Origin of the sequence: Archangium minus (genome assembly GCF_044360475.1) — a bacterium.
In the GTDB taxonomy this organism is placed as follows: Bacteria; Myxococcota; Myxococcia; order Myxococcales; family Myxococcaceae; genus Archangium; species Archangium minus.
Genome location: NZ_CP043494.1, coordinates 5,643,368 through 5,658,303, shown reverse-complemented (window position 1 = coordinate 5,658,303; position 14,936 = coordinate 5,643,368). Strand labels below are relative to the sequence as shown.

General features: G+C 68.8%; 11 protein-coding genes. 4 read left to right on the top strand and 7 right to left on the bottom strand.

Annotated features, from left to right (window positions below):
* Positions 1-132: 132 nt before the first annotated feature.
* The 4 genes from F0U60_RS23115 (at position 133) to F0U60_RS23100 (ending at position 3,936) form a co-directional block, all read left to right on the top strand.
* Positions 133-1,161 (top strand): hypothetical protein, encoded by a 1,029-nt coding sequence (locus F0U60_RS23115; RefSeq protein ID WP_395823368.1) that lies wholly within the window; start codon positions 133-135, stop codon positions 1,159-1,161.
* The gene (locus F0U60_RS23110; protein WP_395823366.1) at positions 1,161-2,048 is read left to right on the top strand and encodes a DUF4129 domain-containing protein; all 888 of its coding nucleotides are present in this window, start codon (positions 1,161-1,163) and stop codon (positions 2,046-2,048) included. Before F0U60_RS23115 ends, F0U60_RS23110 begins: the two co-directional genes overlap by 1 nt.
* On the top strand, positions 2,045-3,247 hold the full coding sequence (locus F0U60_RS23105) for a DUF4350 domain-containing protein (RefSeq protein ID WP_395823364.1): 1,203 nt from the start codon (positions 2,045-2,047) through the stop codon (positions 3,245-3,247). The genes F0U60_RS23110 and F0U60_RS23105 overlap by 4 nt, the downstream gene beginning before the upstream one ends.
* Positions 3,248-3,312: 65 nt before the next feature.
* Entirely contained in the window at positions 3,313-3,936 is a 624-nt protein-coding gene (locus F0U60_RS23100; RefSeq protein WP_395823362.1) for a TIGR02265 family protein, read from the top strand.
* Between the two features lie 56 nt (positions 3,937-3,992).
* Here the strand turns inward: F0U60_RS23100 and F0U60_RS23095 are convergent, their stop codons facing one another.
* The 7 genes from F0U60_RS23095 to F0U60_RS23065 form a co-directional block, all read right to left on the bottom strand.
* Positions 3,993-5,255, bottom strand: a complete 1,263-nt coding sequence (locus F0U60_RS23095; protein WP_395823360.1) for a TolC family protein — start codon at positions 5,253-5,255, stop codon at positions 3,993-3,995.
* A complete protein-coding gene (locus F0U60_RS23090) occupies positions 5,252-8,446 on the bottom strand; it encodes an efflux RND transporter permease subunit (RefSeq protein WP_395823358.1) in 3,195 nt (1,064 codons plus the stop codon). The genes F0U60_RS23095 and F0U60_RS23090 overlap by 4 nt, the downstream gene beginning before the upstream one ends.
* Before the next feature lie 15 nt (positions 8,447-8,461).
* Complete coding sequence (locus tag F0U60_RS23085; protein ID WP_395823356.1) at positions 8,462-9,592, bottom strand: efflux RND transporter periplasmic adaptor subunit; 1,131 nt, start codon at positions 9,590-9,592, stop codon at positions 8,462-8,464.
* Positions 9,593-9,824: 232 nt separating this feature from the next.
* The gene (locus F0U60_RS23080) at positions 9,825-12,050 is read right to left on the bottom strand and encodes an FUSC family protein (RefSeq protein WP_395823354.1); all 2,226 of its coding nucleotides are present in this window, start codon (positions 12,048-12,050) and stop codon (positions 9,825-9,827) included.
* A 12-nt stretch (positions 12,051-12,062) separates the two neighbouring features.
* Positions 12,063-12,527 (bottom strand): hypothetical protein, encoded by a 465-nt coding sequence (locus F0U60_RS23075; protein WP_395823352.1) that lies wholly within the window; start codon positions 12,525-12,527, stop codon positions 12,063-12,065.
* Between the two features lie 139 nt (positions 12,528-12,666).
* Complete coding sequence (gene exoP, locus F0U60_RS23070; protein ID WP_395823350.1) at positions 12,667-13,869, bottom strand: spore coat polysaccharide biosynthesis glycosyltransferase ExoP; 1,203 nt, start codon at positions 13,867-13,869, stop codon at positions 12,667-12,669.
* Positions 13,856-14,917: a glycosyltransferase family 4 protein gene (locus F0U60_RS23065; RefSeq protein ID WP_395823348.1), complete on the bottom strand. Its 1,062-nt coding sequence runs from the start codon at positions 14,915-14,917 to the stop codon at positions 13,856-13,858. Before F0U60_RS23065 ends, exoP begins: the two co-directional genes overlap by 14 nt.
* Positions 14,918-14,936 lie beyond the last annotated feature (19 nt).

Sequence of the window (14,936 nt, the reverse complement as noted above, 5' to 3'; positions counted from 1 at the left end):
CTGCCCGAGTGACGGTTGATGAACCCCTAGCCGATCCCCTGGCTGGCGCGGGGCATCAACCGTCACCGGAACGGGCACGGGAGCCCCCCTGTGCCCGAGCAAGCCGGCCGTAGCGCAAGTATGCTGCGGCCCGTGAGCAACCTCCTTTCGGATCTGCGGCCCCTCGCGCTCGGAGAGATCATCGATCGCGCGGCCACGTTCTGGCGCAAGCACTTCAAGCAGCTGTTCCTGCTGAGCCTCGGCTTCAACCTGGTCTCCTACATCCTCACCAAGGCCCTGCAGCTGGCGATGCAGCGGAAGTACGTGACCCTGCAGGATGCGATGCGCGATGGGGATCTGGGGGTCATGGGTGCCGAATACGGCCAGATCATGGTCGCGATGGTGGGGCTCATGGTGATGTCCGTCTGGCTCTACTCCCTGAATACGTTGGTGGTGTCCCGGTATGTGGTGTCGACCCAACTGGGAGCGCCCGCGCGTCCGGCGGAGGGGGTTGAGCGCGCGCTGCGGCGCCTGGGCCCGTTCACCGGCGCGTACCTGCTGTCGCTGCTATGGGGCGTGGGCATCACCCTGGTCTTGATGGTACCCGGCGGAGTGATGGCCGCTGCGGGCACGGCGATGCGAGTGATGTCGGAGGGCCTGGGCTCCCGGATGGGCAGCGTGCTCCTGTTGGTGGGAGGGATCCTCCTCGCGGGCCTCGGCTTCATCGGCGGCATCCTCTGGTACCTGCTGCGCTTCTCCCTGCTCGCGCCCGTGTTCGCCCTGGAGGATCTCCCGGCCGTGCGCGCCTTCCGGCGCTCGGGCGAGCTGCTCTCGGGACGGGTCGAGCCGGGCTTCACCGGGCGCGTGACGGTGCGCGCGATGATCCTCGTCACCGTGGTGTCGCTCATCCTGACCGCGGTGAGCATCCTGTGTGGGCTGCCCTCGCTGATCGTCCAGTTAGTCTTTGGCCGTCCGTTCGACCCCGTGGCCGCCGCGGCCAACCCCGTGCCGCAAGCGATCCTCGTCCCCGCGGAGCTGGTGCAGGTGGCGGGACAGGCCATCTTCAACCCGCTGGGGCTCGTCGTCTACGCGACGCTCTACCTGGACATGCGCGTGCGCCGGGAGGGACTGGATCTCGAGCGACGCTTGGAGGCGCGTACTGAGCCGACGGTGTCCGCGTGATGTCCGGGCTCGTGCTGCTGTGGCTCGCGGCCCTGCCCTGTGAGGACTCCACCCGGGAGCTCCAGCAGCTCACAGAGCTGGCCGTGCGCGCGCCCGAGTCCCTGGACGCGGAGCTTGAAGCACTGGAATCGCGCTGGGACGGCATGCCCCTGCGCTCGCCAGACGACCAGACTCCCGCGGAGCGCGTGGAGACGGCAACCCGCCGCATCCAGGGAGTATGCGCAGGGCTCGAGGCGGCGCAAGGCTCGGTGACTCCCCTGCCCCAGTCCGACCGGGAGCGGCTCCAGGAGATCCTCTCGCGGCCCGAGTTCGCCCAGGCGAGGCAGCGCTATGGGGATGTCATCCAGCGGCTGCTTCGGAGGTTGATGGCGTGGCTGGAGGAGCTGCTGCAGACGAGCGAAGCACAGGGGTTTGCGACGAGCACGCGGACGGTGGTGCTGGTGCTGGGATTCGCGGTGGTGCTCTTCGCAGTGCTGCGCCTGCGCCACTGGCGGCGGGGACCGGCGCGACAGGGAGGACGCGTGAACACGGACACGGGCCCGGCGGGGACGCTGCGGCTCGATGCCCCGGGTGAGCACCTGGCGCGGGCGAGGACGGCCTTGAGCGCCCAACCCCGAGAGGCCATTCGCGAGGGGTTGCTGGCACTGCTGTCCTCGCTGGAGGCGAAGCGGCTGGCGAGGCCGGATCGAGTGAAGACGAACCGCGAGCTGGTGGGCGAGCTGCCCCGGCGGGGAGCCTCCGCGCAGCTCACGGGTGAGGTGGAGCGACTGGTGCGCTGGTACGACCGGGCCTTCTACTCGCTCGAGCCGGTGCCCTCCGAAGACGCGGCTCGCTTCGTGGACGAGGTGGAGCGGCTCCACGAGGGCCTGGCAGGAGCGGCGGCATGAAGGGCCTTCGGACCGCGGCCTTCTATGGTGTGCTGGTGGCGCTAGCGCTCGCGCTGGGGCTCGCGGTGAATCAGTCACCTCCCCCGTCGACGACACTGCCCTCGGTGGACAACCCGGGGCCCCTGGGGCTCCGAGCGCTGTACCTGTACCTCCAGGAGGCGGGCGCGCCCGTGTCCGCGCTCCGGGAGTCCTTCGAGGGAGCAGGGATTCCAGAGGACGTTCAAACGGTGGTGGTCGCCGCGCCCACGAAGCGGCCCGTGACGGAGGCCGAGGCCGAGGCCCTGCGCCAGTGGGTCTCCCAGGGCGGGACGCTCGTCTACCTCGCGTCGCGGGACGCGACAACGCAGCAGCACCTGAACGACTGGCTGCGCATCTCCAAGGGTCCGATGCCACCACCGGATGCCGAGGGGCTGCCGCCCGAGGAGGCGGACCTCTCGGGGACAACGGTACGCGTCTGGGTGCCCATGGGCGCGGCGCGAGGCCTGGAGCGGTTCCGCGTGACGCTGGACCAGAGCCTCCGTGTGGAGCGACCTGAAGCGGTGCCGCTCGCGGGAGCGAAGGGAGCCGCGGTGCTGTGGCGGGTGCCAGAGGGCCGCGGCGAGGTGTACGTGGCGGCGGGCGTGGACCTGGCGGAGAACCGGCGGCTGGAGCTGCTGGACAACCTGCGCTTCTGGGACGCGCTGGCGGAGCGTGGGCCCCTCGCCTTCGACGAGTACCACCACAGCGTGGCCCCGAAGCAGGAGCCCCCATCGCCTCGAGCCCTGTGGGTGTTCGTGGCACAGGGCCTGGTGGTGGGGCTGCTCTACGCGGTGTCGCGCGGGACACGCTTTGGCCCTCCCCGGCCCTGGGTGGTGGAGAAGCACCGCTCGGCGTTGGAGTACGTACGCTCGCTGGGCTGGCTGGCGCGGCGCTCGAAGGTGGAGCGCGAGCTGGTGCCAGAGCTGGCACGCCAGCTGCGGCGGCGCATGCACGAGCGGCTGGGCATTCCCCTCACGCTCCCCGAGTACGAGGCGGCGCGGCTCCTGGAGCAGACCTGCGGGCTGCCAGCGTCGGACTACCTGGCCGCCAGGGAGGAGCTGGTCCGCACGATGGATCAGCGAGAGATCCGCCCCTCGGATTACGCGCGGCTGGTGCGCCGCTATGCCCACTTCGAGGACGTCATCACGGGCCGGACGACCCCCCCACCCACGCAATCGTAACCCGTGACACACTCAGGCGAACCCCGAGTGGCGCGGACGAGAGAACGGGAGGCAGACTCAGGGACGTGAATCACTCGACGGGGGATGGAGCGGGCGGCTCCTGGCCAATCGGCTCCGAGGAGGATCTTCAGCAGCGGCTGGCCCTGGTGACGCCAGAGGACACCACGCGCGGGCTCTTCATCAACGGGGTGCTCGAGGCCGTGCGGCAACTGGGAGGAGAGCCCGCGGTCCAGCACTGCCTGGCGCAGAGCCAGGAGAAGCGGTTCATGGACCTCTTCAACTACCCCTTCGCCAAGCTCATACGGGTGTCCTACGCCGGGGCGAGGCACCTGAGTGACGAGAGCCGGAGCTTCGACGAGGTCATGCGCCAGATGGGCTACGTGTCGGCGAAGAGCTTCGCCGCGTCCCGGATAGGAGCGCTCATGCTGCGGACGATCTTCTCGGCTCCCCGGCGGCTGGTCGACACGCTCCCCGTGAGCCACCGGATGAATACGAGCTCGGGCGAGTGCACGGTCCAGTGGACGGGAGTCAACAGCGCCGTCGTGCGCATCACCCGTCAGTTCCTTCCCCCCTCGTACACGGAGGGCTCGCTGCAGGGCGCGTTCGAGGCCGCCCGGGTGCAGGGGCTGACGGTGCGCATCCACTCGATATCGCTGCTCGACAACGAATACGAGCTGTCCTGGGGCTGAGGGCCCCGCCCACCTGGAGCGAGCGGAGCCCCCTGCACAAGGGCCGTGTGGCCCTCTCAGTCGTTCGCCGTGAAGAGACCGGCGGCCCGGAGCAACCGCAGGGCCGCGAGCGACGTCTGCAGGCGCTCGGCGATGGCGCCCACCTCGGCGTTCGTCAGCGCGGAGTTGGCGTCCGCCACCTCGAGATAGGTGGCCACGCCTGCCTTGAAGCTGATCTCCGTGAGACGCTGCGTCTCACGCGCCAGCGCCAGGGTCTCCTCGGCCTTGGACAGGTTGGCCTTGGCGCTCTCGAAGTCCAACCGGGAGCGGGAGACTTCTTCCGTGGCGCGCAGCTCCGCCTGCTTCTGCAGGGCCGTGGCCTCGGCCACGCGAGCGGACTCCTCGCGCAGGGTGATCTCCCGCAGACCGCCATCCCACAACGTCCACTGCGCGCTCAGCGTCAGCGCCCAGATGTCGTTCTGCCCCGCGAAGCCCCCGGCGTTGCTGATCTGGTAGAAGCCGGAGAACCCCACCGTGGGGGCATAGGCGAACCACGCGCCCGTTCGGCGACCCACCGCCAGGTCCAGGCTGCGCCGCGCGGCGGCCACGTCCGGCCGCTGCTCCAGCGCCTGCTTGACGAGATCCACGTCCTGGGAAGGGACCTGGGGCACCGGCGGCAGCTCCAGCGTGAAGTCCCCCTCCCGCTGGAGGAGCGTGGAGAGCGCCAGCTTCGCGGAGGCGTAGGAGTTGCGCGCCCGCACCAGATCCTGCTCCGCGCGCGCCCGGTCCAGCTGCGCGCGCAGGAGCGCCACCTTCGTCACCGTCCCCGCGTCGAAGCGCTTCTGCGTGTCCGCCTCGCGCGCCTTGTTCACCTCCAGCAGGAACTCCGAGGCGCGGATGGCCTCCTGGTAGCTCGCGGCGCCGAAGTAGGCCTGGGCCACGCCGAAGAGGACCTCCCGGCGCACGTTCTCCGTGCTCAGCTCCGCCACCTCCTCGGAGATGCCCGCGTTGCGGATGGCAGGCCACAGCGACGGGGCGATGATCGCCTGCCGCACCTCGGCCCGGGCCGCGAACTGGTCGTACGGCTGGATGACGATCTCGCCAAACCCCGGAAGCGACACGACCGATTCCGCGGAGTTGCGGGTGTAGCTACCACCCACCGTGATGGTGGGCAGGTAGCCGGCCCACGCCCTGTTGGTCAGCAGTCGCGACTGCTCCAACCGGGCGCGCGCCACCTGGATATCGAGGTTGGTTTGACGAGCCGCCTGGAGCGCCTCGTCCAGCGTGAGCACCGGCGTCGCGGTGCTCACGGTCCATGTCAATGCGAGTAGGGCAATCATGCCGCCTCCTCTGTGTGTGCCGGGCGCAGCTCGGCGAGCGTGTCGCCGCCATAGGCCCGGGCCACCTCCGCCTCGCCCGTCTCCTCCGGCGAGCGCTTGGAGCCAAACTTGCGCTTGTACCAGGCCGACACGTCATCCAGCAGCGAATACGCCACCGGCGTCACCAGCAGCGTGAGCACCAGCGACAGCGTCTGGCCACCCACCACCACGCCGGCCGTGGCCTGGTTGAAGCTCGCGCCCACGCCCTTGGACATCAGCAGCGGAATCATGCCTGCCACGAACGACAGCGTGGTCATCAGAATGGGGCGCAACCGGTCCTTGCTTCCGCGAACGATGGCCTCCAGTCGCGGCAACCCCTCGTGCCGCAACTGGTTGGTGTGGTCCACCTGAAGAATCGAGTTCTTCTTCACCACGCCGAAGAGCACCAGCAGACCCAGCATCGAGTACATGTCGAGTGACTGCTTGAACAGCAGCAACGACAGCAGCGCGAAGGGCACCGTGAGGGGCAGCGACAGGAGGATGGTGATGGGGTGGATCCACGACTCGAACTGCGCGGCGAGGATCAGGTACATGAAGATGAAGGCCAGACCGAAGGCCAGGGCGAAGTTGCCCACCGTACGGCCGATCTCGCGGGACTGACCCGCGGGCTTCGCCTCGTAACCGGCCGGCATCTTCGTCTCCGCGATGATGCGCTCGAACGCCGCCACGACCTCGCCCGTGCTGGCACCCGGCGCGGTGTTGGCCGAGAGCATGATCTGCCGCTGACGGTTCATGCGGTTGATCTGCGAGGGACCCTCCTCGCGCTGCAGCTTCACTACGTCCGTCAAGGGCACGGCCCCAAGGCGGGCAGAGGGAACGGTGATCTGCGCCAGGGCATCCACATCGTCACGCGAGGCGGGCTCGGCGCGCAGCCGCACATCGTACAGGTTGCCGTTCTCCACGTAGGTGGAGACATCGAGACCGCCCACCACCATCTGCATGGTGGTGGCCACGTCGGGCACCTGCACCCCCAGGTCCGCGGCGCGCGAACGGTCGATGTACGCGCTCACCTCGGGCTTGCCGATGATGAGGTTGCTGTCCGCGTCCACCACCCCGGGGATCTGCTTCATCTTGTCCAGCAGCATGGTGGCCTGCTTACCCAGCTCATCGAACTCGGGACCCGTCACCACGAACTGGACCGCGGCCTGCGTGCCGGCGCCGCCGAACAGAGGCGCATTGGACACGCTCACCCGGTACTCCTTGGGCATCTTGGAGGTGATCTCCTCGCGCACCCGGCTCATGATGTCGTCCTGGCTGGCCTCGCGCTGATCCGGGTTGACGATCTTCACGAAGATGCCAGCCACGTTGGGCGACTTGTCCGCGCTGTCACCGATGGTGACGAGCGTGGAGGTGACCTCCGGGACCTTCTCGCGCATCTCCCGAGCCACACGCTCGGCGACCAGGAGGGTGGAATCCATACTGGTTCCCTCCGGCATGCGGACGTTCACCTGGAACTGGGCCTCGTCGCTCTTGGGGAGGAAGCCCTTGGGCACCGCCCCCATGAGGGGGCCGCACGAGCCGAGCGTCACCACCGAGGCCACGACGGCCACCCAGCGGTGCGCCATCACCCAGCGCAGGGAGCGCTCATAGGCGCGCTCCATGGGCATGTAGATGACGTCGGTCATGCGCTCGAGCAGGGGCTTGCGGTGGCCACCATGCTCCGGAGCCGCCGAGCCACCCACCAACCAGCGGGCGCACAGCATGGGCGTGAGGGTGAAGGACACCAGCAGCGACACGGCGATGGCCGCGCCCATCGTCAGGCCGAAGCTGCTCAGGAAGCGCCCGGGCATACCGCCCATGAAGGCCACCGGCAGGAACACCGCGAGCAGCGACAGCGTGGTCGCGAGCACCGCGAGGCCAATTTCCTTCGTGGCCAGGATGGCGGCCGGGAAGGGCTTGAGCTTCTTCTCGTGGATGAAGCGGTGGATGTTCTCCAGCACCACGATGGCGTCGTCGATGACGATACCCACCGCCAGCGCGAGCGCCAGCAGGCTGATGGTGTTGAGGTTGAGATCCAGCATGCTCATCACCGCGAAGGTGCCGATGATGGACGTGGGAATGGCGAGCGCGGAGATGATGGTGCTGCGCCAGCTTCCGAGGAACAGCAGCACCACCAGTGCGGCGAAGATGCCACCCAGGATGAGGTGCTCCTGCACCGCGTGCACGGCGGTGAGGGTGGTCTCCGAGTTGTCGCGCACCACCTCCAGCGAGTAGCCCGGCGGCAGCGACGTGCTCAGCTCGCTCACGCGCCGACGCACCTCGTCCACGAGCGCCACGGTGTTCTCACCGGACTGCTTGCGGATGGACAGCAGCACCGCGGACTTGCCGTCGCGCACGGCGGCCGTGTCCGCCTCCACTTCCCCGTCCTCCACCCGCGCCACATCCTTCACGCGCAGGATGTGGCCGTTGCTCTCGCGCAGCACGAGCTCGCCCAGCTCCTCCACGCTGGTGACACGTCCACGCAGACGCAGGGTGAGCCGCTGTGGGCCCGTCTCGATGCTGCCACCGGGCAGCGACATGTTCTGCCCGGCCAGCGCCATCTGCAGCTGGGCCGCGCTCACGCCCGCCGCCCTCATCCTCGCCGGGTCCATCCACACGTTCACCTGGCGCTTGCGGCCACCGACGATGGACACCTGACCCACGCCCGGCACCGTCTCCAGCCTGCGGCGCAGCACGCGATCCGCGTACTCGGTGATCTCCCGCACGGGCCGCTGCGCCTGCACGGACAGGATGACGACTGGCACGGAGTCCGGATCGAACTTCTGGACCAGCGGCGTCTCCACGTCCTTGGGCAGCTCGTAGGCAATCTGATTGATGCGGTCACGCACCTCCTGCACGGCCACGTCGATGTCCTTCTCCAGGACGAAGGAGATCACCACCAGGCTGCTGCCCTCGGTGGTGGTGGAGGTCATCTCGTCGATACCGGAGATGGTGTTGACCGCCTCCTCGACCTTCTCGGTGACGTCCGTCTCCATCTCCTCGGGAGCGGCGCCCGGGAGGGCCGTCATCACCACCACGGCCGGGAAGTCGACCTTGGGGAAACGGTCGACGTTGAGCTTGAGGTAACCGGCGGCACCGACCACGCAGATCAGGAGGATGATGACCGACGCGAAGACGGGTTTACGGACACAAATACTCGCGAGCCATTGCATGTGCGGAGCCCTCGCCTACTGCAGCTTCTGGCCGTCGCGCAGGTCCTCGCGCGCAACCGACACCACGCGCTCGCCCACGCGAACGCCTGCCATCACGCCCAGCGAATCCGCCGTGGACTCGCTCACCTGGACGAACCGCTCCTCCAGCCGCCCATCGCTCACCACGAAGAGCTTGCGGCGCGCACCGTCCTCCAGCACCGCCGTGCGGGGCACCACCGGCAACTGCTGCTCGCCCAGCTGCACCTTCGCGGTGGCGAACTGGCCCGGCAGCAGCGCACGATCCTTGTTCGGGACGAGCGCCTCCACCACCAGGTCCCGCGTGCCGCTGCGCAGGCCCGGGCCCACGAAGGACACCTTCGTCTTGTGCACCACGTCCGGCGCCGCCGTCAGCGTGAACTCCACCGCCTGATCCTTCCGGATGAAGGCCGCCGAGGACTCCGGCACGGTGAGCGACAGCCGCAGCGGATCCAACGCCACCAGCGTCACCACCTTCGAGTCCTGGCGAACGTACTCGCCCACGGACACCGCGCGCTCGGACACCACGCCGTCGAAGGGAGCGCGGATGGTGGCATCCGACACGTTCAGCTCCAGCATGGACAGGCGCGCGTTGGCGGAGGCGAGCTGCGCCGCCGCGTTGCGGCATTGGGCCTGGGCGCGATCATGATCGGCCGTGGAGATGGTGCCGCTGCCGAAGAGCTTCTCGTTGCGCTCGCAGTCCGCGTTGGCCAGCGCCTGCTGCGACCTGGCCAGCTCCACCTGGGCCCGGGCCTCCTCGAGGCTCGCCGAGGAGGCGCGCGCATCGAGCCGCACCAGCACCTCGCCCTTCTTCACCACGGAGCCGCGCTCGACGTGCACGGACAGGACCTTGCCCGCGGCGCCGGCCGCCACGTCCGAGTCCTCGTAGGCCGACAGCGAACCGGTGAGCGTGAGGAAGCGCGGAACCTTCGCCTCCCCCACCTGCACCGTGTCCGCCTTCACCGGGGCTTCCTGCGCCGCGGCCTGCTGCGTCGCGGCGCCATTCTTGGCCGCCGCAGCGTCCGAGCGCGAGCCACAGCCCGCGCCCAACGTCAGCACCAGTCCGCCCGCCACCAGCACCTTGAACGTCGGGCCATTACCCGTCCTGCCATGTCGAAGAAGCTTCTGCATACCCGTGCTCCCGTGCGCCCTACCCCTCCACGTTGGGAGGAGCAGTTCTTCGCCCCGAGATAAGTTAGTGACGGCAAACTAACTAATCTGGGGGTGAGGGAGTGTCAAGCACAGGATGCGGCAGGCGGGCAGGCGTCGTGGGGGGGGTTGAATGTGGGCAAAAACCTTAGCCACAGCGACGTGACACGGTGCCCACCCACTGGAGCGGGAGAAGCCCGAACCAGCGCTTCTGTTAGAGGAACTGGAGAAAAGGCTGGGCCTTGTTCGTTCCAGAGACAGGGGCCCTGCGAGACGCTGCACCATGGAGGACGGTGAGCTGCCGCACCACTCGCTCGAGCTGCGCCTGGAGCAACGGCTCTTCCACCCTCTGGGCCACCTCGCCCTCAGTGGATCCCTCCCCTCCGAGGAGCCCGACGAAATCGGGCATCGGCTCGGGTGCTCGCCCCTGCGCGACCGCGCCAGCGAGATCCTCCAGCACCTGCTCCGTCTTCATCGCGAAGCGCTCCAAGGTGGCCCGAAGCCGCTCCGGCCCTCGCTCGTGATGGGTCGAGAAGGCAATCACCGCAGCCGAGAAGCGACGGGTATAGGCGAGCAGTGTCATCAAGGGCTCGAGCGGCTCCGTCCGCCTTCGAGGCTCGGAGAGCAGCCGCTGGAAGGAGGTCTCCGCGTTGATGGTCGCCAACCCCACCTTCCGCCGCGCCTCGCCGAACGTCGGCTCCTGCCCCTTCGAGTCCCCGAGCCAGGTGGAGAACACCTGCCGGAAGTACTCGCGATTGGCCCGCAGCGCCGCTGCGAGCTGCGCGGGAAAGAGCTCCTTCTCCGGCCGCTCCCAGAGGAACCAGGTCCCTGCCAGCGCCAACGCTCCGCCAATCAGGGTGTTGATGATCCGCACCCCCGCCAGACTCCAGTCTCCGCTTCCCACCTCGGCCAGGAGCACGAAGGTGACCGTGAGGAACACGGTGTAGAGCCCGTAGTTGACCGAGATGACGGCCACGCTGATCGCCGCGGTGAAGAACACCAGCACCGAGATCGCGTGCGGATTGTGCAGCCAGGCGGCGACCACCGCGGCGAGGATGCCTCCCACCACCGTGCCGACCACCCGCTGCAACCCCTTGAGGAAGGTGGGGCCGGTGTACGGCATCATGATCGTGAGCACGGTGATCGTGATCCAGTAGCCGTGACTCTGCTTCAAGCTGGCCGTGAGCCAGACCGCGATCGCCGTGGTGACGCCCACGCGGAGCGCATGCCTCAGCACCATCGAGTCCTTCGAGAAGTTCTCCCGCAGGGGCTCGAGGAACGGGCGCTTGCGCTCGGCCAGGTCGATCCCCAGCAGCGCTTGTCCGAGCGAAGAGGGACGATCGTCCGCGAGGCTTGCGGCCGTCTCCACCGCGACGCCCGCGTACTCCCGGAGCCGCGTCAGCAACCGGGCCGCGTGGAGAGCCTGTGCCCGATCGACGACCCGCATGGCCTGAGCGCCCTCGGCGGCATCGGCCCTTGCAAGCACGTCTCGGAGCGCCTCCGCGCCCCAATCCAGCGCGGGCAACTGCCTGGCGCGCCCCTCGGTCTCCACGACCCGCGCGAGCTCCTGGAGCGACCGGGAGAAGGCAGCGAGGGCACGCTCCACCTCCACCTGCACCGGACGGACCCCCGTCCCGTGCGACAGGATCTCCATCACGTCGGCCAGGGCGATCACCGTCCCGAAGGTGGTGTCCGCGATTTGGAACAGGACCAGAAGCCGCTCCCCTCGCCCACTCTCTTGGCGGCCCCGGCGGATGGCAGCCAGGGTGCCCCGGGCCTCCTCCAGGAGCTCGCGCATCCTCCCGTGATGGCCCTGAATCAGTGCCTGCCAGGCCGCGCTGTCGCCCCCGGAGGACAGCCGCCCCACCTCGCCCACGAAGTCCGACAACGCCCGGAAGCAACGGCCGACGGCGAAGCGCGCGGGCCTGTAGGGACGGATTGGCCAGAGGACGAGTGAGAGCAGCATCGCCCACAGGGCCCCCACCAGCAGGAAGCCCACGCGCACGAGGGCCTCGAGAAAACTGGAGGCGGGCAGACCCAGGGAGATGACGAAGGCGCTCGCCGCGATGTTGCCCACGAAGCCCGCCGTGGGTCCGTACACCCCCGCGTAGCTGCACGCTGTCACCCAGACCAGGGCCACCGGGATGGCCAGGAGGGGCTCGCCTCCGGCCAGACCTCCCACGAAGACCGAGAGTGCCCCCGTGAGCGCCACCGCCCCCATGCTGGACGCGCGAGAGCGGTACGAGCCGCCCTTGTCAGCAAAGGAGGTGTTGAAGCCGCCCACGCTGAGCCAGAGGGCTTCCGAGAGATGGAAGCCACTGGCCACCAGCAGGGGGAGGATGCTGGCGATCGCCGCTCGGAACCCGGCCCTCACCGCCGGCCGGACTGGGGCGAACCGGGCAACCTCCTTCGCGTGTTCGATCAGACGCCGGGTGCTCATGTCGACGCGGCATTAACTGGAGCGATCGCACGGGGGAAGCAAGCCGAAGTGCTTCCGCACACGCTCCGCGGGCTCTCGTTGGCCCACGCGCTCCAGCTGATCGGCGGCCCACGTGAACGCCGGCTCCATTCGAGCGTCGATGAAGTAGGGGCAAGGCCGCTGCCGCACATAGAAGAGGATGTTCAACCCCAGCCGGAGGAACGGGGAGGTGAGGACGAAGGCCTCGCCGATCACCGATTCCCGGAAGAGCGGATCATGGCACTTCACCCACTCGTGCAGCCGGTGACGCAGCTTGGGCGACATCACTCCGCCCTGGCGCAGATCCGTGACGACAACGTGGGGCTCCCGCCGAAGCAGGTAGGACAGCGAGATGTCCAGGAACTCATCGAAGTGCCGGGTCGTCGCGTCCTTGACCATCCGGACGGTGAGCAGCGGCCAGAGTGAATCGTCGAAGATGAAGAAACGCGCGGCATTCATGGGGGGGAGCAGGTCCACATGGGACCCGATGCGGGGGGAACCTGCTCCTATCAACAGAGCCCCACGAGGGATACATCCGTGAGTGAGGTTCCCGGCGACCCACCCAAGCCGCGGCGGGCGGGACGCCGAGAGCCGGCGGCTACAGGCTCCGTCCGGCCTTGACCATGGCCTCGCCCACGAAGGCGCGGATCTCCTCCACCTTGGCTTCCCAGCTCTCGTGACGGATGCGCTCGGCGCGCTCGCGGGAGGGGCCTGCCCCCTCGGCCAGGCATTCGTCCACCTTCCGGACGAAGTCCTCGGTGTCGCCCGCCAGCTTGCACAGCCCCACCTTGCGCACCTCGGGAATGTCCGAGGACACCACGGGCAGGCCCGCCGCCAGGTACTCGCGCACCTTGAGCGGGTTCGCGTTGAGTGTGAGCTCGTTCACCTTGAAGGGCATGAGCGCCACATCGAAGGCACGGCAGTAGCCAGGCAGCGCCGAGTACGGCTTGCGTCCGAGCATGTGGACGTTGGGCTCGGCCGTCAGCACCGAGGGATCCACGTCCGGCGCCACCTTGCCGATCACCACCACCGAGCCCTCGCGGTGCGCTCGCGCCGTCGCGGCGATCGCCTCCAGGTCCACCCAGTCCGCCACCAGCCCGAAGAAGCCGAAGATGGGCTTGGGCAGCTTCGCGATGTCCTCCGGAATGGGCGTGGACGGATCACACGCCTTCACGAAGTGGTTGAAGTCCACGCCGTGGCGCACCAGCACCGTGTTCGGGTTGACGCGCACCTTGTTGTCCCTCAGCCGGTCCGCCGAGGTGATGCACAGGTCCGCCCGACGCAGCAGCTGCTCCTCCAGCTCCGCGATGTGCCGCCCGTTGGTGTCGCTGAAGGCGGAGAACTCGTCCACGCAGTGGTAGACGACGAACTCCTCGCCCAGCCGCCCGGACACCGGCGCCGAGGCCGGCAGGAAGGACCAGGAGATGGGCCGCTTGAAGTGCAGCTGCCGCATGGCGCGCAGCACCTGGGCCCGCAGCAGCGTGCGGTTGAAGGCACGCACCGCCTCCGAGCCGTAGAACGGCACCGCCAGCGGGGCGAGCACGAAGAGGTTGGGCTCCACCTCGCGGATGCCCTCGGTGAACGAGGACAGCTTCTTCCAGATGCGCTTCACGTCGTGCGCATTGGCCTTGGGTGCCCGGTTCCCGATGCTGTTCACCCAGAGGACCCGGTTGTCCCGGGAGAGGATCCGCATGATGTGGACCTTGGACAGTGGGTCCCCATCCCAGTCATTCGAGAAAACCACCAGGTCCCTGCCACGCAGGGCCCGGCGGGCCAGATCCAGTTCCTCACTGCGCCGCATGTGTCTCCCCTCCACCCAAAACCACCGGTTGCGACAATTCGCCGTACAGCTTCAGCAGCACCGGACCCGCGTCCGGTGACACCACCTGCGCGGGCCCGTGCGTGAGCGCGCGGTGCACCTGATCCGCCAGGTCCACCGCGCTGCCCCCGCGGAAGGTGTACGTCCCATGGGGCCGCCCGCACACGTCACTGGCCACACAGGGCACGCCGAGCGCGAGCGCCTCGCGCACGGAGATGGCATCGCCGTCATGCGTCGTCGGCCGCACGAAGGCATCGCAGCGCGCGATCAGCGCCAGCGCCTGCGAGTGCTCCAGCTCGCCCATGTCCTCGATGAGCTCCTCGACCTGGCACTCTCGCGCATCGCGCAGGAACGCCTCCGAGCGAGTCCCCGGCCCGAAGACAGCGAGTCCCAGGCCAGGCAGATCGTTGGCGAGCATGCGCAGCGCGCGGAACATCAGCCCGCGGCCGTAGACGGGCGAGGGATGGTGCGCCATGGCCAGCAGCGGCCGACGGCGGTTGCGCGCCTCCTGCACCGCCTGCGTCACAGGTCCCGGCCGCACCTGCGAGCCGCAGAAGGCCGGGTACACCACAAGCTTCTCCTCGGGCACGCCGCAGCGCACGAGCGCCTCACGTACCGCCTCGGACACGGCCACCACACGCGAGTAGCCGGCCAGCGCCACGCGCGCGAAGGCCCGACGCGACACGGAGGCGGCCAGGTACTCCGGCAGCAGCCCCGAGTGCAGCGTGATGACGCGCTGGGAGCGGGGCGCCCTCACGCCGGCGGTAGCGGCGAGCATCCAGGACTTCGGGTTGTTGCCGCTGGTGTGGACGTGGACGGTCCACCCCTCGCGGAGGAAGCCCGCGAGCCGCTTGCCATACTGGGTGGGCGTCCGGACGGGAATGACGTCCGGAGCCGGCCGTCCCCCCTTCCCGATGTCCAGCACCACCGCCTCCACGCCGCGCTCGCGCAGGTACCCGTGGAGCTGCTGGACGTGCACGGCCACACCACCATGTGGTGGCGGATAGTCTCCGACAAGGAGCACTCGCATGTGCAGCTCTCCTCTTTGG